The organism is Pseudomonas sp. B6(2017) (assembly GCF_002112765.1).
In the GTDB taxonomy this organism is placed as follows: Bacteria; Pseudomonadota; Gammaproteobacteria; order Pseudomonadales; family Pseudomonadaceae; genus Aquipseudomonas; species Aquipseudomonas piscis.
Genome location: NZ_NEIQ01000005.1, coordinates 1 through 16,755, shown reverse-complemented (window position 1 = coordinate 16,755; position 16,755 = coordinate 1). Strand labels below are relative to the sequence as shown.

Sequence of the window (16,755 nt, the reverse complement as noted above, 5' to 3'; positions counted from 1 at the left end):
GGGCCAGCAAAGCAGGTAGAATCACGCCCTGACTTTTTCGGGGCGTTTTTTTATGCGTATTGGCCACGGCTACGATGTGCACCGTTTCGCTGAGGGCGACTTCATCACCTTGGGTGGTGTGCGTATCGCCCACCACTCCGGGCTGCTGGCCCATTCCGATGGCGACGTGCTGCTGCACGCACTCAGCGATGCCCTGTTGGGGGCCGCGGGGCTGGGTGATATCGGCAAGCATTTCCCTGACACCGATCCGCAATTCAAGGGCGTCGATAGCCGCGTACTGCTGCGTCACGTTGTCGCGTTGATCCATGCCAAGGGCTGGAAGGTCGGTAACGTCGACAACACCATCGTCGCCCAGGCGCCGAAGATGGCGCCGCATATCGCCACCATGCGGGCGCTGATCGCCGAGGACCTGCAGGTCGAGCTCGATCAGGTGAACGTCAAGGCCACCACCACCGAGAAGCTTGGTTTCACCGGACGCGAGGAAGGTATTGCGGTGCATTCCGTAGCCTTGTTGCTGCGCGCATGAACGAACTGCAACTGTTGGGCCCGCGGGCCTATGGCGATGCCTTGGGCAGCGCGGTGCTCAAGGCCACGGCCGAGGATTTCCAGGTCGATGAGGTCCTGGACATTCCTCTGAGCGGCGATGGCGAGCATTTATGGCTGTGGGTGGAAAAGCGCGGCCTGAATACCGAGGAAGCTGCCCGGCGGATCGCCAAGGCCGCCGGGGTCCCGCTGCGTACGGTGAGCTATGCCGGACTCAAGGACCGCCAGGCCCTGACTCGCCAATGGTTCAGCGTGCAACTGCCGGGCAAGGCCGATCCAGACCTGGCGGCAGCCGAAAACCACACCCTGAAGATCCTCAAGGCCAGTCGCCACAGGCGCAAGCTGCAACGCGGCGCCCATGCAGCCAATGGCTTCACCTTGCGCTTGACCGAGCTGCGGGCGGATCACGCGGCGATCGATGCCCGCCTGCAATTGATCGCCCGGCAAGGCATTCCCAATTACTTCGGTGCCCAGCGTTTTGGCCATGACGGCGGCAACCTGGTGGATGCCCGGGACTGGGCGGCACGCCAGGCGTTGCCGGAACAGCGCAACGTGCGTTCGCGCTTGCTGTCCGCCGCCCGTAGCTACTTGTTCAACCAGGTCCTGGGCGCACGGGTGGCCGACGGCAGTTGGCAGCAGGCCCAGGTGGGCGATCTGCTGGCCTTCACCGACAGCCGCAGTTTTTTCATGGCTGGAGCTGAGGAGTGCCACGATCCGCGCCTGGCCATTCTCGACCTGCATCCCACCGGGCCCTTGTGGGGCAAAGGCGACTCGCCTGCCGCCGGTGCTACCCAGATCCTGGAGCAGGGCGTCGCTACCCGTGAACCGGCGCTGTGCGATTGGTTGGTAAAAGCCGGCATGGAGCACGAACGACGCATCCTGCGGCTGCCCATTGGCGGTTTGACGTGGCATTATCCCGTGCCTGACATTCTGCAATTGGAATTCGTCCTGCCGGCCGGATGTTTCGCCACCGCATTGGTGCGCGAACTCGTCGATCTGGTGCCGGTGGGGCAGACGGACAGCCCATGCGTATTCTGATTTCTAACGATGATGGGGTAACCGCACCTGGTATCGCCGCGCTGCATGCTGCGCTGGCCGATCATGCCGAGTGCGTGGTTATCGCGCCGGATCAAGACAAAAGCGGCGCCAGCAGCTCGCTGACGCTCGACCGTCCGTTGCATCCGCATACTCTCGGCAACGGCTATATAAGCATCAACGGCACGCCGACCGATTGTGTGCATCTGGGGCTCAATGGCCTTCTGGAGCACGAACCGGACATGGTGGTCTCGGGCATCAACCTGGGGGCCAACCTCGGGGATGACGTCCTGTATTCCGGGACTGTCGCGGCCGCCCTGGAAGGGCGTTTCCTGCAACGTCCGGCGATTGCCTTCTCGCTGGTCTCGCGGCAGGTGGAGAACCTCGCCACCGCGGCTCATTTCGCGCGCAAGCTGGTCGAGGCGCAAGGCTTGCTGGATCTACCACCACGGACGGTGCTGAACGTGAACATTCCCAACCTGCCGCTCGATCGCGTCCGCGGTATCCAGCTGACCCGCCTGGGCCACCGCGCCCGTGCCGCGGCTCCCATGAAGGTGGTGGACCCCCGCGGCAAGGCCGGCTACTGGATCGCCGCCGCCGGGGACGCCGAGGATGGCGGTCCTGGCACCGATTTCCATGCGGTCATGCAGGGCTACGTATCCGTGACCCCGCTGCAGCTGGATCGCACCTTCAATGATGCGTTCAGGAGCCTGGACGGCTGGCTGGAGGGGCTGCGCTGATGGCCCGTGAGCAAGACGATCTGCTGCGCCGGGGAATCGGCATGACCTCCCAGCGCACCCGTGAACGCCTGATCCAGCGGCTCTACGATGAAGGCTTGTCCAACCCTCAGGTGCTGGAAGTCATCCGGCGCACGCCCCGGCACCTGTTTGTCGATGAAGCACTGGCCCATCGGGCCTATGAAGACACAGCGTTGCCCATCGGCCATAACCAGACCATTTCCCAGCCTTATATGGTGGCCCGCATGAGCGAGCTGCTGCTGGAGGCTGGCCCTCTGGACAAGGTGCTGGAGATCGGTACCGGCTCCGGCTACCAGACCGCGGTGCTGTCGCAGCTGGTTGAGCGGGTGTTCTCGGTGGAGCGGATCAAGGTCCTGCAAGATCGGGCCAAGGAGCGCCTGCAGGAGTTGAACCTGCGTAATGTGGTGTTCCGTTGGGGGGATGGCTGGGAGGGCTGGCCGGCATTGGCGCCTTACAACGGCATCATCGTCACCGCGGTGGCCACCGATATTCCTCAGGCGCTGCTCGACCAGCTGGCACCGGGCGGGCGCATGGTGATTCCGGTTGGCGCCGGTGAGGTGCAACAGCTGATGTTGATCGTCCGCGAAGAACACGGCTTTGCCCGGCATGTCCTGGGAGCGGTGCGGTTTGTACCCCTGCTCAATGGCCCCCTGGCCTGAGCATTTCTGCGAGCTGGGTGAATTCTGTCCGTCAGGCTGTGTCTTAGTGGCGTATCGATCGTCAACCTGTGGGGCGACGACCCGTGACAAACCCTGGTCGTCCCCTGTGCCGTGCCGGCGGTAAAGCGCCGGCGTCCGGTTATACTTGCGTCATTTCATGCCTGAGCCAGGCAATCTATATCGTCAACCATCAGAAAGGGAGCGGCGGGTGAGTCTCACAGTCATTGCGCAGCGTATGGGTACAACAAGCTTTCAGCGACTGATGATTGGCCTTGTCTTGAGTTCCTTGTTGGTTGGTTGCTCCAGCACCAGGTCCAGCAGCGTCGGAGTGGTTGATCGCAACAGCAATGCGGCACCGCAACGCCCGACCGTCACCACCGGCCAGTACGCCGTGCGCCGCGGGGATACGCTGTTCTCCATCGCCTTCCGTTATGGCTGGGATTACAAGGCATTGGCCGCCCGCAACAATATCAGCGAGCCCTATACCATCCATCCGGGGCAAACCATTCGTTTCGATGGCCGCACCGGTACCGCTCCGGCTACCGTGGTGACCAGTACCCAGTCCTCCGGTGCTTCCTCCTCGAGCAAAACCACGGTCATTCGTCGCCCGATGACGACCACTACATCTCCGGCAACAGGTGCCGCAACCAGCCCGGCGAACAAGCCGAGCCCAGCTCCGGCGCCGGTTCCAGCCACTCCGGCAGGCCCTGCGCCGACCGGTTGGGGCTGGCCTTCCAACGGTGTTCTCATTGGAAAATTTTCTTCAAACGGTAGTTTGAATAAAGGCATTGATATCGCCGGGGATTTGGGACAGCCTGTTTTAGCTGCGTCTGATGGGACGGTGGTTTACGCCGGGAGTGGCTTAAGGGGCTACGGCGAATTAGTCATCATCAAACACAGCGAAACCTACGTCAGCGCTTATGGTCACAACCGTAAGCTTCTGGTTCGGGAGGGGCAGCAGGTCAAAGTCGGACAGACAATTGCCGAGATGGGATCAACTGGTACAGACCGGGTGAAACTGCACTTTGAGATTCGCCGACAAGGTAAACCTGTAGATCCGCTGCAATTCCTGCCACGTCGTTGATCCGTTACCAACCTGTTCCACTCGCTCACGTAGAGGGAACAGGTTCCAGTGTTGCCAGGGATATAGGCGACGCTCGAGCCTGAGGTCGAACTCACCAAAGGACTATAACAATGGCTCTCAGTAAAGAAGTGCCGGAGTTTGACATCGACGATGAAGTTCTCCTTATGGAGAGCGGAATCGATATGGATTCGATGTCGAATAATGAGGGGGCAACTCCACCTTCCGTTCGCACCAAATCCAAAAGCTCCGCTGCGATCAAGCAACACAAGTACATTGACTACACTCGCGCGCTCGATGCGACGCAGTTGTACCTCAATGAAATCGGTTTTTCTCCATTGCTCTCTCCCGAAGAGGAAGTGCACTTTGCGCGTCTATCGCAAAGTGGCGACCCGGCTGGGCGTAAACGCATGATTGAAAGCAACTTGCGGCTGGTGGTGAAAATCGCCCGACGCTATGTCAATCGTGGGTTATCGCTGCTGGACCTGATCGAAGAGGGCAACCTCGGCTTGATCCGAGCGGTGGAAAAATTCGATCCCGAACGTGGTTTCCGTTTCTCGACCTACGCTACCTGGTGGATCCGCCAGACCATCGAGCGTGCAATCATGAATCAGACCCGGACCATCCGGTTGCCGATCCATGTGGTCAAGGAACTCAACGTCTACTTGCGCGCTGCCCGCGAACTGACGCAGAAACTCGATCATGAACCCTCTCCCGAGGAAATCGCCAACCTGCTCGAGAAGCCGGTGGCGGAAGTCAAACGCATGCTCGGCCTGAACGAGCGCGTTTCTTCGGTGGATGTCTCGCTGGGCCCGGATTCGGACAAGACTCTGCTGGACACCCTGACCGATGAGCGTCCGACGGATCCTTGTGAACTGTTGCAGGACGACGACCTTTCGCAAAGCATCGATCAATGGCTTTCCGAGCTGACCGAAAAACAGCGTGAGGTGGTCGTACGCCGGTTTGGCCTGCGAGGGCATGAGAGCAGCACCCTGGAAGACGTTGGCCTGGAAATTGGCCTGACCCGTGAGCGGGTGCGGCAGATCCAGGTTGAGGGCCTCAAGCGCCTGCGGGAGATCCTCGAGAAGAATGGCTTGTCCAGTGAGTCGCTGTTTCAGTAGCCGCTGACCTGCCTATAAAAAGCCCCGACTGGTTCGGGGCTTTTTCATGGGGGGACGAAAAGTCTTGATTTGGAGGGGCACGTAGGAGAAGCGGAACTGTTCTTAATTCCCATGTAAGCCAAAGATTACTTTTTCGTAATCTATTGGGGCCCGATGACTTCTGAGTTGCCTAAATCAGCTTAGGTAATTTTTTATCTAACTGATTTAAAAGGTTTTTTATTTATTGCTGGATTAGGTTGGACAGAATTTCCCGCTGATAGTGCGATTGCCGTTATCTGGGAAATCTCTAATATCAACTCTGTGTCGACGGATAGACACAGCCATCAAGGATGATGGTCAGGACATCGCAAGAAGCGATTCATCAGGATGATGACAAGGAACACAGGGACTAGGGAAAAAATGTGGGCGGGTCATACCGCCCCTTTTTTTGCCTGTCGAAAAGTGCAGTCGCAAGTCCCTGAGTCCATAAACGCAAAAAGGCCCGCAAGGGGCCTTTTCAAGGAACGCCGAAGTATCAGCGTTCGAGATCCTTGATCTTGCCTTTGACGCCATCCCACTCTGCGGCATCGGGCAACGAATCTTTCTTTTCAGTGATGTTCGGCCAGATTTCTGCCAGCTCGACGTTCAACTGAATGAATTCTTGCATCTCGTCCGGGACTTCATCCTCGGAGAAAATGGCTACAGCAGGGCATTCAGGCTCGCACAGCGCGCAATCGATGCACTCATCCGGGTGAATTACCAGGAAGTTCGGGCCTTCGTAAAAGCAGTCCACCGGACAGACTTCTACGCAGTCGGTGTACTTGCACTTGATGCAGTTGTCGGTGACGACGAAGGTCATTTCTAATTTTCTCCTCAGGCGGCGGCAGCGGAGCCCCTACAGGATTGGGGTCGCCAGGTTTGGGAGCGATAGTCTGTGGACCAGGCTAATAGTCCACAGCATCCCAAACCGCGCGAGATTCTAACAGCTTGAAGGCGTTCGCGTTAGATGCGTGTCTTCAATGTGTAAAGCATTTCCAGTGCCCGACGAGGGGTCATGTCGTCCAGTTCCAGCTTGGCCAACTCGTCCAGAACCGGGTGTGGCAGGCTGGCGAACAGGTCGCTTTGCTGCGGAACCGAGGTTTTTCCCGGTGCCGGTTTGGCTGCTTCATGGGGCAGGCTGGTGGTTTCCAGGCGGCTCAAATGCTCCCGTGCGCGGACGATCACAGCGCTCGGAACCCCGGCCAGCTGGGCTACGGCCAGGCCATAGCTCTGGCTGGCAGGCCCGGGCAGGACATGGTGCAGGAAGACGATCCGTTCATTGTGCTCGGTGGCATTGAGATGCACGTTGGCCACCAGCGGTTCGCTTTCCGGCAGTACCGTCAGTTCGAAGTAGTGGGTGGCGAACAGGGTATAGGCCCGCAGGTGGGCGAGACGTTCTGCCGCAGCCCAGGCCAGGGAAAGACCGTCGAAAGTGCTGGTGCCACGCCCCACTTCGTCCATCAGTACCAGGCTGCGCTCGGTGGCGTTGTGCAAGATGTTCGCGGTTTCGCTCATTTCCACCATGAAGGTCGAGCGCCCGCCGGCCAGGTCGTCGCTGGAGCCGATCCGGGTGAAGATCCGGTCCACCAGGGACAGCTCGCAGCTTGCCGCCGGCACGAAGCTGCCGATATGGGCCAGCAGCACGATCAGCGCGGTTTGTCGCATGTAGGTGGATTTACCGCCCATGTTCGGCCCCGTGATCACCAGCATCCGGGTGCTGTCGTCCAGGCTCAGGTCGTTGGCCACGAACGGCGTGGTCAGCACTTGTTCCACCACCGGATGACGGCCCTGGCTGATGCGCATGCAAGGCTCGCTGACGAAGCGCGGGCAGTTGAGATCCAGGTTCAGCGCCCGTTCGGCCAGGTTGCTCAGCACATCCAGCTCGGCCAGGGCCCCTGCGGTGTCCTGCAAGGGAGGCAAGTGGCTGATCAGGGTTTCCAGTAGCGCATCGTAGAGCATCTTCTCGCGGGCCAGGGCACGGCTTTTGGCCGACAGTGCCTTGTCTTCGAAAGCCTTGAGCTCAGGAGTGATGAAGCGCTCGGCACCCTTGAGGGTCTGGCGCCGGATGTAGTCCGCAGGGGCCTGTTCGGCCTGCTTGCTAGGCAATTCGATGAAGTAACCGTGGATGCGGTTGTAGCCGACCTTGAGGTTGGACAGTCCGGTCCGGGCTTTTTCCCGCGCTTCCAGGTCGATCAGGAACTGGCCGGCGTTCTCGCTCAGCGATTGCAGCTCGTCGAGTTCGCTGTCGTAGCCGGTCTTGAGCACACCGCCGTCGCGGATCACCGCTGGCGGGTTGTCGATGATGGCTTTCTCCAGCAGCGCCGCCAGTTCCGGATAGGTAGCGGTGGTGATGGCCAGCTGTTTGAGGTGCGGCGCTTCCAGCTCGGTCATCGCCACTTGCAGTTCAGGCAATGCCGCCAGGGCGTCCCGCAGGCGTGCCAGGTCCCGTGGCCGGGCGTTGCGCAAGCCGATCCGCGCGAGGATCCGCTCGATGTCGCCGATTTCCTTCAATTGCGGTTGCAGGCGTTCGAAGCGGTAGCCGTCGAGCAGGCAGGTAATGGAGGACTGGCGTGCCTCCAGGACCTTCAGGTCACGCAGCGGTCGGTTCAGCCAGCGGGTAAGCAAACGGCTGCCCATGGCGGTCTGGCAGCGATCGACCACCGATTGCAGGGTATTGTCGCGACCGCCCGCCAGGTTGGTGTCCAGCTCCAGGTTGCGTCGGCTGGCGCCGTCCAGCACCACGGTATCGTCCAGGCGTTCGTGGCGCAGGCTGCGCAAATGGGGCAAGGCGGTGCGCTGGGTTTCCTTGGCATAGCTGAGCAGGCAGCCGGCGGCGCCGATGGCCAGGGTCAGGGTTTCGCAGCCGAAACCCTTGAGGTCCTGGGTGGAGAATTGCTGGCACAGGCTCTTGTGCGCCGAGTCGCGCTCGAAGTCCCAGGGGGCTCGCCGCCTTGTGCCACGGCGCTTTTCCGCTGGCAGGCCCTGTGGCCAGTCATCCGGGATCAGCAACTCAACCGGATTGATGCGCTCCAGCTCCGCCAGCAGGTTTTCCCAGCCCTTGATCTCCAGGACGCTGAAGTTGCCGCTGGTGATATCCAGCACGGCCAGGCCGAACAGGCGCTCGTCACCCAGTACCGCAGCGATCAGGTTGTCCCGACGCTCGTCCAGCAACGCCTCGTCACTCACGGTCCCAGGCGTGATGATCCGCACGACCTGGCGTTCCACCGGGCCCTTGCTGGTGGCCGGGTCGCCCACCTGTTCGCAGATCACCACCGACTCGCCAAGCTTGACCAGCTTGGCCAGGTAGCCCTCGGCGGCATGGTAGGGGATGCCGCACATGGGAATGGCCTGGCCTGCCGACTGTCCCCGTGCGGTCAGGGTGATGTCCAGCAGCTTGGCGGCCTTCTTCGCGTCTTCGTAGAAGATCTCGTAGAAGTCGCCCATGCGATAGAACATCAGCTGGTCGGGGTGTTGGTTCTTGAGCCGCCAGTACTGCTGCATCATCGGCGTATGGGAAGACAGATCGGAGGTATTTTTACTCATTGATATATAGGCGGATTCGTTGAATGGCTGATGCAAAGGGGCGCACAGGCCCGGCTTCTTGCTGATGGCGGCAAGGTTACCACGGGTTCCCGCGGCCTCGCAGGCGCCAGGGGAAGCTATGCTTGTCGGGCAAATGCATTAAATATGCAAAACAGCATTTGTCATCCCGATAAAGTTCGAGCAATATGCGCTTTATGCAAATACGCAACGTTTCTACCGTCTTAAGAGAGCTGCTGGATCGCGATGGAATCTCCCCCACGGAGCTTCACCGTCGCACCGGTGTGCCTCAATCCACCCTCTCGCGGATCCTCAGCGGGAAGATCGTCGATCCTTCGGACAAGCACATTTCCAAGATCGCCGAGTACTTCCAGGTGAGCACCGACCAACTGCGCGGGCGCGTGGATATCGCCCCGGCCCGCAGTGCCGTGCGCGACGAGATTCATTCGGAACTCAAGGACATAAGCCTGTGGGACGACGATACCCCCGTCGATGACGACGAGGTGTCGGTTCCCTTTCTGCGTGAGGTTGAATTGGCTGCTGGATCAGGAAGATTCGTCATCGAGGAGAGCGAGCGCGCCAGCCTGCGCTTCGGCAAGCGCAGCCTGCGGCATAACGGCGTGCAGTTCGACCAGGCCAAGTGCGTCACGGTGCGCGGCAACAGCATGTTGCCGGTACTGCGTGATGGCGCCACGGTCGGGGTCAATGCCGGCAAGTGCGCCATTGGCGATATCGTCGATGGCGACCTGTACGCCATTAACCACAATGGCCAGTTGCGGGTGAAGCAGTTGTACCGCCTGCCCACCGGTATCCGCCTGCGCAGCTTCAACCGCGATGAGCATCCTGACGAGGACTACAGCTTCCAGGACATCCAGGAAGAGCAGATCAGCATCCTCGGTCACGTCTTCTGGTGGGGCATGTACGCCCGCTAACCCGCCACCCGCAAACCAAGCCCGCCCTGAGCGGGCTTTTTTTGTCCTGCAAAACCCCTTCACCCCCAGCGCCTATGCGGCCTCCATGCACGGGAGCAAAAAATGCGCATAAATAAATGCATTAACGCATTGACTACATATGCATGAATGCATAATATTCGTCTCAAGCCGTTCGAAAACGGCTGCAACACCGCTCTTTAGTGGCACAAGCAAAAGGCAGCGATGAATCGGCCTCGACGGTTCAGAGGGTTGGCAACTGACCCAGGTGTGCAGCGTAAAGCACCAGAAGCAGTTATCCGGCGGACAGGGGTCGCGGTCGGAGGAACAATTTGAATGGGTCCGTACCGCACCAGTAGTGCCGAAAGACCAAGGATTGCATTACTGAAAAGCCCGGGCGACCGGGCTTTTTGGAATGCCTGCCTAACGTGGGCCGCCAATAGACAGGGACCCCTTGAATCATCGTTTCGAGTTTTTCATCAACCGGCCGCTTCTTTGGCCCCAATCCACACGGGAGACCTGAATGACAAACGAGCAACAAGCGTTGCTGGATATGCCGATCTGGATGGTCATCGTCCTGGCGCTGCTGGGCGGCGTGTCCGGTGAAATGTGGCGTGCCGACAAGGAGGGCGCCCGTGGCTGGGCACTGCTGCGACGCCTGGCGCTGCGCTCCGGGGCCTGTGTGGTCTGCGGTGTCTCGGCGATCATGCTGCTGTATGCCGCCGGCGTCTCGATCTGGACCGCCTGCGCCTTCGGTTGCCTGACCGCCATGGCCGGCGCCGACGTCGCCATCGGCCTCTACGAGCGCTGGGCGGCCAAGCGCATCGGTGTGTGCGAGGTGCCCGAGCGTGACTCGCACTCCGATCGATCCTGAACGGCCTTTCATCAACCCCATTTGCACCTGCCGGCAAGGCCGGGCGGGTGCACCTTGCCTGTGCCTGGCCGGTGGAGCGCTGGCCAGCGCTTTTCATGCGTCTTGATCGACAGTGGTACCAGCGCGCCGGCCTGCGGGCCAGGGCCTCGCTGGTATCGCCGCCGACCCGATTCCAGGACTGGACAATGAGCGAACTGACGATATTGCACGACGCTATCGCCGCCACGATCAAGGCGGCGATGCCCGCTGTCCGAGCGGTGGAGGCGTTTCCCGAGACACCCGATGGCCTGGCCAGGCCGGCGATCGTCTTTGCCATCACCGCCATGGATCCAGCTGTCGATCCGGGCGATGGTCGCAGCTGTGTGAGGGCGACGTTCGAGGCCAGCATGCTGGTGGACGCCAACCTGCCAGGGGCAGCTTTGCAAGCGGTCGAACTGGCGGCCCAAATGGCCGACCTGCTGCATTGCCAGCACTGGAAGCTCGATTTCGTCGAGGGCACCAGCAGCGTGCGGGCCAAGCCTGCCGACGCCACCAGCGAGTCGTGGCGCAAGAAGGCCTGGACCGTGCAATGGCAGCAGTTGGTGTACCTCGGCCAGGAACAGTGGCCCTGGGCCAACCAGGGCCCGGGGTCGCTGCTGCTCGGTTTCGCTCCTGATACCGGGGCTGGCCACGAAGACGGCTACTTCTCCCCGGAGCAGCTGGCATGAGCTTTGTCGCCGCTACCCATGACCGCATGCTCGCCGGCCTGATCATTCCCTGCAGCGTGGTCGGGGTCGACCTGGCCGCCGCCATGGTGCGCGTATCCGACGGCGCCGGCTGGACCAGCGCCTGGGTGCGCTGGCACAGCCAGGCCGCCGGCAAGGCCCGGCACTGGCGGGCGCCGAGCCTGGGCGAGCAGGGGGCCTTGATCAGCCCCAGCGGCGAGCCGGCCCAGGGCACCTTCGTCCCGGGGCTGTATGGCAACGCCGGGACCCAGCCGGACAACCGCGACCACGTCGAAGTCTGGCGCTTCGACGATGGTGGCTCGCTGGTCTACGACTGGCAGGCCAAGAGCTACAGCATCAGCCTGCCCAGCGGCACCGTGACCATCCAGGTGGCCGGCAGCTCGGCGGTGATCACCGATAGCGCGATCACGGCCAAGGCCGACACCATCAGCCTGACCGGGCAGATCACCTTGAACGGTGATGTGCAGGTCAACGGCGCCAGCTTGCAGCACAACGGGGTGAACGTCGGTTCCACCCATACCCATCCGGGCGTGATGCCCGGCGGTGGCTCGACTGCCACGCCGCAATGACCACCCGCCCGCCACCGCGGGCTTTTTTATGCCTGGAGCAACCATGAGCAGCAAGAAAAAGAACACCGGCCCGGTCGTGTTCCGCGACACGGTCTACACCTCCCGCGTCCTGGTCCTGCCCGATGAGCGGATGCTGAACGTCGCCAATGGCCAGGTCGCGGTCGAGGCCAGCGACAACCTCGCCCGGGATTACCTGGGCCAGCACCCGGATCTGCAAGCGTAGGAGTGACGCGATGATCGGAATGGATCGCCGCACCGGCCAGTCGTTGTCGGGCATCGCCCATGTGCGCCAGTCCATCGAGGACATCCTGAGCACGCCCCTGGGCAGCCGGCGCATGCGCCCGGAATACGGCAGCAACCTGCGGCGCTTCGTCGACCTGCCAGTGACCGGTGGCTGGAAAAGCGCGGTACAGGCCGAAGTCGCCCGGGCGCTGTTGCGCTGGGAGCCGCGGCTGAAGCTGGAGCACGTGCAGGTGGTTTCGGTGGTGGCGGGCCAGATCACCTTTCAACTGACGGGCCAATACCTGGGCAATAGTGCGATTTTGGAGGTGACGGCATGAGCACCCTGGATTTATCGGCGCTACCGGCGCCACAGGTGCTGGAAGCCCTGGATTTCGAAGCGCTGTACCAAGACAAGCTGGCGACCTTCCGCCAGCACATGGGCGGCAACTGGAGCGCCGCCCTGGAGAGCGACCCGGTGGTCAAGCTGCTGGAACTGGCGGCCTACCGCGACCTGCAATTGCGCGCCCGGGTCAACGATGCGGCCAAGGCCCTGCTGCTGGCCCACGCCCAGGGCAGCGACCTCGACCAGCTGGCGGCCAACGTCAAGCTCAAGCGCCTGGTCATCCGCCCGGCCGACCCGCAGGCGCTGCCGCCCACGCCGGAGGTCAAGGAGACCGACGACGCCCTGCGCGAACGCATCCAGCTGGCCTACGAAGGCCTGACCACCGCCGGCCCGCGCAACAGCTACATCCTGCATGCCCGCAACGCTTCGGCCCTGGTGGCCGATGCCGCGGCCCAGAGCCCGTCGCCGGCCTGCGTCACCGTTACCGTACTGGGGCTGGAGGGCGATGGCAGTGTCGCCCCCGAACTACTGGCGACGGTGGCCACCGCCCTCAATGACGAGGACGTGCGGCCCCTGGGCGATAGGGTCACGGTACAGAGCGCCCAGGTGCTGCCCTACCGCATCGATGCGGTGTTGCACATGAAAGGCCCCGGGCCGGAAAGCGATGCCGCGCTGACCGAGGCCCGGCGCAAGCTGGCGGCCTGGATCAATCCGCGCCGGCGCCTCGGGCTGGAAGTGCCGCGCTCGGCCATCGATGCCCAGTTGCACGTCGCCGGGGTCTCCAGGGTCGACCTGGCCAACTGGCAGGACATCGCCCCGACCCCGGCCCAGGCAGCCTACTGCACCGGCTACAGCATCACGCTGGGAGGCTGACATGAGCAGCCTGCTGCCGATCAACGCCACCCCGCTGGAGCGCGCCCTGGCCGCCGCCAGTACCGGCGACACCGCCGTCGTCCTGCGCACCTTGTACAACCCCGACACCTGCCCGGCGCACCTGCTCTCGCAACTGGCCTGGGCCTGGTCGGTGGATCGCTGGGACCCGAGCTGGTCCGAGACGGTCAAGCGCAACGCCATCAAGGCCTCGTTCTTCATCCATGCCCGCAAAGGCACCATCGGTGCGCTGCGCCGGGTGGTGGAACCTCTGGGTTACCTGATCGAAGTGGTCGAGTGGTGGCAGATGGTGCCCCAAGGCGAGCCGGGCACCTTCGCCCTGAAAATTGGAGTGATGCAGACCGGTATCTCCGACGCGACCTACCAGGAGCTGACTCAACTGATCGACGACGCCAAGCCGGTCAGCCGCCATATGAGTGGCTTGGCCATCAGCCTGGAAACCGCCGGGACTATCGGTTACGGCGTCTTCCTGGAGCAGGGCGAAGAGCTCGACGTGTATCCCCCGGCATCTCGCGATATCGAAGTGATCGGCCGTTTGGCGCCGGTCGTGTGCATTGACGAAATAGACACCCTGGATGTGTACCCATGATCGATTCCAACAGTCAGTTCTTCGCCACCCTCACCGCGGTGGGCGAGGCGAAGCAGGCCAACGCCACCGCCCTGGGCATTCCCTGGACCTTCAAGGAGATGGCGGTGGGGGATGCCAATGGCACCGACCCCGTACCGGACAAGACGCAGACCAAGCTGATCAACGAATGGCGTCGGGCGCCGGTCAACCAAGTGCGAACCGACCCCGCCAACCCGAATGTCATCATCACCGAGCAGGTGATCCCCCCTGATGTCGGTGGGCATTGGATTCGTGAAATCGGCCTGTTCGATGCCGACGGTGACCTGGTGGCGGTGGCCAACTGCGCTCCCACCTTCAAGCCCTTGCTGGCCCAGGGCACCGGCAAGACCCAGATCATCCGCATGAACTTCATCGTGTCGAACACCGCGCAGATCGTACTCAAGATCGATCCGTCGGTGGTGCTGGCCACCCGGCAATATGTGGATGACTCGTTGGCCACAGCGCTGCCAGCGAACAAAGCAGCAGGCACTTATCGGCAGGTCACCATCGATAAACGCGGTGTCGTACTCAGCGGGACCAACCCGACGACAGTGGCCGGTTATGGCATTACCGATGCGTACACCAAGCCGGAAACTACGGCGGCGATTCAGGAGGCGGTGGCTGCGCTGGTTGCGTCCGCTCCTGGCGCTCTCGATACCCTGAAGGAGCTTGCCGACGCGCTGGGCAATGACCCGAATTTTGCTACCACCATGACCAACGCCATCGCGACGAAAGCGAGCAAAGGCGAACTGAACACCGCTGTCAGCAACTTGTTGCCCAAGGCTGGCGGGACGGTCTCAGGCTCAATAGTTCTTAACAATGGGAGTACAGATTCCCCCGAAATTTCATGGCAAACACCGGGATTTGACATCCGTGCTGATGCCGTGGGCAAGGGCTTAAGGTTCTTCGCAGTTAATGATGGAGTAACAACCTTTCCGCTAGTGCTCGATGTACTAAATAGATCTGTTTCTATTTTTGGAAACAATGCTTGGCACGCCGGGAATTTCAATCCCGGCGACAAGGCAGACAAGGCCGAGCTGACAACATGCGTAAAAAAAGGCCAGGTGCTGGAGCCTGGGGGTAGTCCTGTATTCATGAACTCTGATACGGGCTCGATTAGTGCAACACCGAATTACTCTGGCGGGCTTGAGGCTCGTGGAAGCGGAAGCGGCGCGGCGGTACTCGCCCTGCATCGGCCGAGTCGTTTTATAACGTACTTGGGCCTTGATACAGACAACCAGCTCAAAATCGGTGGCGGATCGATGGGGGCTGTTGCTCATACTATTTTTCACTCGGGAAACTTTGACCCGAACACCTACCAAGGTCGGGTCGGTATTCAGGGCGCATCCAAAAACCTGATCGGGAGGGCGAACGGTACAAATACAGTTGCAACTTATACCGCTGATGAACTGATCGTCGGAAACGCGGCCGGCACTTATCGAACGCTCCGCCCGGTAAACGTTTCGCCGTCGCTTGCGGGGGCTGGTGCGAATGGCCTAGACGTTGGCGTATCGGTGCCTAACGCCTGGTACAGCGTCTGGGTAATTTGGAATGGGAGCGGGGCGGCGGGTCTGTTTTCCCTTGATGCCACGGCCCCCACTTTGCCGGGCGGTTATACGCATTTGGCCAGGGTAGGGTGGGTGCGAACTGACGGAAACAGGAACATTGTTAGTTACACTCAAACGGGCAATAGCTGGCGGTATAAGTCGTTCGGGAATAAGGATAACGCAGTCGCTCCAACCCTTGCGGCAGGCGTCGCAGGTGATCCTCATGTACCGACTCTAGTTGCGGTTTCAATTTCTCACGCTGTACCACCGACAGCCAGCCAGATATTCGTTATTGCTAACTCTCTGACAACTGCGGCTTTTTTGATAGCACACCCTAACCCGTACTGTGGCGGTTACGATCATCGAACTAATCCTCCGCAGATTACGCAGTCCGTCAGTGTGTCGGGCGGCGCTTATGCAACTTCGACGCTAATGACGATTGAATCGTCCAATATCTATTGGGCAAATAACACGGCGCGAGCCTTTTTAATATGTCTTGGTTTTGAGGATAATCTGTAATGGGATATGCATTGCGAAAAGATGGCAGTGCCTGGCGAGCAGTTGACGGGCCGAAACCTGACAAGTTGGACCCGAGTAAGAGCTTTCCGGACCCCGACTTTGAAGTCTATTCAGTTGAGCAGCCGCCGCTGCCGATGCCATCAGAAGCCGAGGTGCTGACCCTGGCGAAAGCTACGCGGGATGACCTTCTAAAAATTGCGACCCTGCGCATAGATCCGCTGCAAGACGCGGTAGACCGCAAGAAGGCCACGGCGGCCGAGGTTGATCTGCTCAATCGATGGAAGGATTACCGAATTGATCTGGGTCGCATCGAGCAGCAGAAAGGATTCCCGACATCGATTGAATGGCCGTCAGCCCCCTGAAGTCGATTCAGTCTATTTGGATATTCTGTTGCAGTAGCTGCAAAAAATTCTGAAGCCATTTATCTCACATTACGGTGTCGATTTATCGCGCTCGGCATCATCACTGAGCCAACATCGACCACCGGCCCCCGAGTAGCTATCCGGCCTGCTCGCCTAAACGCCCCGCCATCCGGGGCGTTTTCATATCCGCGCCTTAGCGCACCGTCTTCTCTTCCAGCCCCGCCACCCGGGGCTTTTTCATGTCTGGAGCTTATCCATGAGTGGTTTTTTCCACGGCGTCACCGTCACCAACGTGGACACCGGCGCACGCACCATCGCGCTGCCCACGTCCTCGATCATCGGCCTGGTGGACACCTTCACCGAGGGGCCGGGCGTCAGCGCCAAGGCCAACGACCTGTTGTTGATCACCAGC

18 protein-coding genes and 1 pseudogene are annotated in these 16,755 nt (G+C 61.0%); 17 read left to right on the top strand and 2 right to left on the bottom strand.

Annotated features, from left to right (window positions below):
* Window positions 1-52 precede the first annotated feature (52 nt).
* The 6 genes from ispF (at window position 53) to rpoS (ending at window position 5,197) form a co-directional block, all read left to right on the top strand.
* Window positions 53-526 (top strand): 2-C-methyl-D-erythritol 2,4-cyclodiphosphate synthase, encoded by a 474-nt coding sequence (ispF, locus tag CAG11_RS09595; RefSeq protein WP_053134494.1) that lies wholly within the window; start codon window positions 53-55, stop codon window positions 524-526.
* Window positions 523-1,581, top strand: a complete 1,059-nt coding sequence (gene truD, locus CAG11_RS09590) for a tRNA pseudouridine(13) synthase TruD (protein ID WP_085596143.1) — start codon at window positions 523-525, stop codon at window positions 1,579-1,581. Before ispF ends, truD begins: the two co-directional genes overlap by 4 nt.
* The gene (surE, locus tag CAG11_RS09585) at window positions 1,569-2,318 is read left to right on the top strand and encodes a 5'/3'-nucleotidase SurE (protein ID WP_085596142.1); all 750 of its coding nucleotides are present in this window, start codon (window positions 1,569-1,571) and stop codon (window positions 2,316-2,318) included. Before truD ends, surE begins: the two co-directional genes overlap by 13 nt.
* Window positions 2,319-2,359: 41 nt before the next feature.
* On the top strand, window positions 2,360-2,995 hold the full coding sequence (locus tag CAG11_RS09580; protein ID WP_172681667.1) for a protein-L-isoaspartate(D-aspartate) O-methyltransferase: 636 nt from the start codon (window positions 2,360-2,362) through the stop codon (window positions 2,993-2,995).
* 208 nt (window positions 2,996-3,203) lie between these two features.
* Entirely contained in the window at window positions 3,204-4,079 is an 876-nt protein-coding gene (locus CAG11_RS09575; protein WP_085596141.1) for a peptidoglycan DD-metalloendopeptidase family protein, read from the top strand.
* Window positions 4,080-4,189: 110 nt separating this feature from the next.
* Window positions 4,190-5,197, top strand: a complete 1,008-nt coding sequence (gene rpoS, locus CAG11_RS09570; RefSeq protein ID WP_031320993.1) for an RNA polymerase sigma factor RpoS — start codon at window positions 4,190-4,192, stop codon at window positions 5,195-5,197.
* 514 nt (window positions 5,198-5,711) lie between these two features.
* Here rpoS and fdxA read toward each other — a convergent pair.
* Together fdxA and mutS are read right to left on the bottom strand one after the other, a co-directional pair.
* Window positions 5,712-6,035 carry a ferredoxin FdxA gene (gene fdxA, locus CAG11_RS09565; protein WP_038442978.1) on the bottom strand — a complete coding sequence of 108 codons (324 nt, stop codon included), beginning with the start codon at window positions 6,033-6,035 and terminating at the stop codon, window positions 5,712-5,714.
* Between the two features lie 143 nt (window positions 6,036-6,178).
* Complete coding sequence (mutS, locus tag CAG11_RS09560) at window positions 6,179-8,758, bottom strand: DNA mismatch repair protein MutS (protein ID WP_085596140.1); 2,580 nt, start codon at window positions 8,756-8,758, stop codon at window positions 6,179-6,181.
* A 185-nt stretch (window positions 8,759-8,943) separates the two neighbouring features.
* Here mutS and CAG11_RS09555 point away from each other — a divergent pair, with 185 nt between their 5' ends.
* From CAG11_RS09555 to CAG11_RS34025, 11 genes and pseudogenes are all read left to right on the top strand, one after another.
* On the top strand, window positions 8,944-9,687 hold the full coding sequence (locus CAG11_RS09555) for an XRE family transcriptional regulator (protein WP_083456938.1): 744 nt from the start codon (window positions 8,944-8,946) through the stop codon (window positions 9,685-9,687).
* Between the two features lie 520 nt (window positions 9,688-10,207).
* Window positions 10,208-10,558 (top strand): phage holin family protein, encoded by a 351-nt coding sequence (locus CAG11_RS09550; RefSeq protein ID WP_085596139.1) that lies wholly within the window; start codon window positions 10,208-10,210, stop codon window positions 10,556-10,558.
* Between the two features lie 95 nt (window positions 10,559-10,653).
* On the top strand, window positions 10,654-11,265 hold the full coding sequence (locus tag CAG11_RS09545; RefSeq protein WP_256578556.1) for a hypothetical protein: 612 nt from the start codon (window positions 10,654-10,656) through the stop codon (window positions 11,263-11,265).
* A complete protein-coding gene (locus tag CAG11_RS09540) occupies window positions 11,262-11,852 on the top strand; it encodes a phage baseplate assembly protein V (RefSeq protein ID WP_085596137.1) in 591 nt (196 codons plus the stop codon). The genes CAG11_RS09545 and CAG11_RS09540 overlap by 4 nt, the downstream gene beginning before the upstream one ends.
* Before the next feature lie 43 nt (window positions 11,853-11,895).
* Window positions 11,896-12,075, top strand: coding sequence for a hypothetical protein (locus tag CAG11_RS09535; protein WP_085596136.1), 180 nt, complete (start codon window positions 11,896-11,898; stop codon window positions 12,073-12,075).
* A gap of 10 nt (window positions 12,076-12,085) precedes the next feature.
* A complete protein-coding gene (locus CAG11_RS09530; RefSeq protein WP_022643382.1) occupies window positions 12,086-12,412 on the top strand; it encodes a GPW/gp25 family protein in 327 nt (108 codons plus the stop codon).
* Window positions 12,409-13,290 carry a baseplate J/gp47 family protein gene (locus tag CAG11_RS09525; RefSeq protein WP_085596135.1) on the top strand — a complete coding sequence of 294 codons (882 nt, stop codon included), beginning with the start codon at window positions 12,409-12,411 and terminating at the stop codon, window positions 13,288-13,290. The genes CAG11_RS09530 and CAG11_RS09525 overlap by 4 nt, the downstream gene beginning before the upstream one ends.
* Window position 13,291: 1 nt before the next feature.
* A complete protein-coding gene (locus CAG11_RS09520; RefSeq protein ID WP_085596134.1) occupies window positions 13,292-13,897 on the top strand; it encodes a phage tail protein I in 606 nt (201 codons plus the stop codon).
* Window positions 13,894-15,981, top strand: a complete 2,088-nt coding sequence (locus CAG11_RS34030; RefSeq protein WP_256578555.1) for a phage tail protein — start codon at window positions 13,894-13,896, stop codon at window positions 15,979-15,981. Before CAG11_RS09520 ends, CAG11_RS34030 begins: the two co-directional genes overlap by 4 nt.
* Window positions 15,981-16,343, top strand: a complete 363-nt coding sequence (locus CAG11_RS09510; protein WP_085596133.1) for a tail fiber assembly protein — start codon at window positions 15,981-15,983, stop codon at window positions 16,341-16,343. The genes CAG11_RS34030 and CAG11_RS09510 overlap by 1 nt, the downstream gene beginning before the upstream one ends.
* A gap of 256 nt (window positions 16,344-16,599) precedes the next feature.
* A pseudogene (locus CAG11_RS34025) lies at window positions 16,600-16,755 on the top strand (phage tail sheath family protein); the annotation flags it as partial.

Bases quoted from the DNA above. Each gene is read 5' to 3' on its own strand.
- ispF (WP_053134494.1), top strand. From the start codon at position 53: ATGCGTATTGGCCACGGCTACGATGTGCACCGTTTCGCTGAGGGCGAC.
- truD (WP_085596143.1), top strand. From the start codon at position 523: ATGAACGAACTGCAACTGTTGGGCCCGCGGGCCTATGGCGATGCCTTG.
- surE (WP_085596142.1), top strand. From the start codon at position 1,569: ATGCGTATTCTGATTTCTAACGATGATGGGGTAACCGCACCTGGTATC.
- CAG11_RS09580 (WP_172681667.1), top strand. From the start codon at position 2,360: ATGACCTCCCAGCGCACCCGTGAACGCCTGATCCAGCGGCTCTACGAT.
- rpoS (WP_031320993.1), top strand. From the start codon at position 4,190: ATGGCTCTCAGTAAAGAAGTGCCGGAGTTTGACATCGACGATGAAGTT.
- fdxA (WP_038442978.1), bottom strand. From the start codon at position 6,035: ATGACCTTCGTCGTCACCGACAACTGCATCAAGTGCAAGTACACCGAC.
- mutS (WP_085596140.1), bottom strand. From the start codon at position 8,758: ATGAGTAAAAATACCTCCGATCTGTCTTCCCATACGCCGATGATGCAG.
- CAG11_RS09555 (WP_083456938.1), top strand. From the start codon at position 8,944: ATGCGCTTTATGCAAATACGCAACGTTTCTACCGTCTTAAGAGAGCTG.
- CAG11_RS09550 (WP_085596139.1), top strand. From the start codon at position 10,208: ATGACAAACGAGCAACAAGCGTTGCTGGATATGCCGATCTGGATGGTC.
- CAG11_RS09545 (WP_256578556.1), top strand. From the start codon at position 10,654: ATGCGTCTTGATCGACAGTGGTACCAGCGCGCCGGCCTGCGGGCCAGG.
- CAG11_RS09540 (WP_085596137.1), top strand. From the start codon at position 11,262: ATGAGCTTTGTCGCCGCTACCCATGACCGCATGCTCGCCGGCCTGATC.
- CAG11_RS09535 (WP_085596136.1), top strand. From the start codon at position 11,896: ATGAGCAGCAAGAAAAAGAACACCGGCCCGGTCGTGTTCCGCGACACG.
- CAG11_RS09530 (WP_022643382.1), top strand. From the start codon at position 12,086: ATGATCGGAATGGATCGCCGCACCGGCCAGTCGTTGTCGGGCATCGCC.
- CAG11_RS09525 (WP_085596135.1), top strand. From the start codon at position 12,409: ATGAGCACCCTGGATTTATCGGCGCTACCGGCGCCACAGGTGCTGGAA.
- CAG11_RS09520 (WP_085596134.1), top strand. From the start codon at position 13,292: ATGAGCAGCCTGCTGCCGATCAACGCCACCCCGCTGGAGCGCGCCCTG.
- CAG11_RS34030 (WP_256578555.1), top strand. From the start codon at position 13,894: ATGATCGATTCCAACAGTCAGTTCTTCGCCACCCTCACCGCGGTGGGC.
- CAG11_RS09510 (WP_085596133.1), top strand. From the start codon at position 15,981: ATGGGATATGCATTGCGAAAAGATGGCAGTGCCTGGCGAGCAGTTGAC.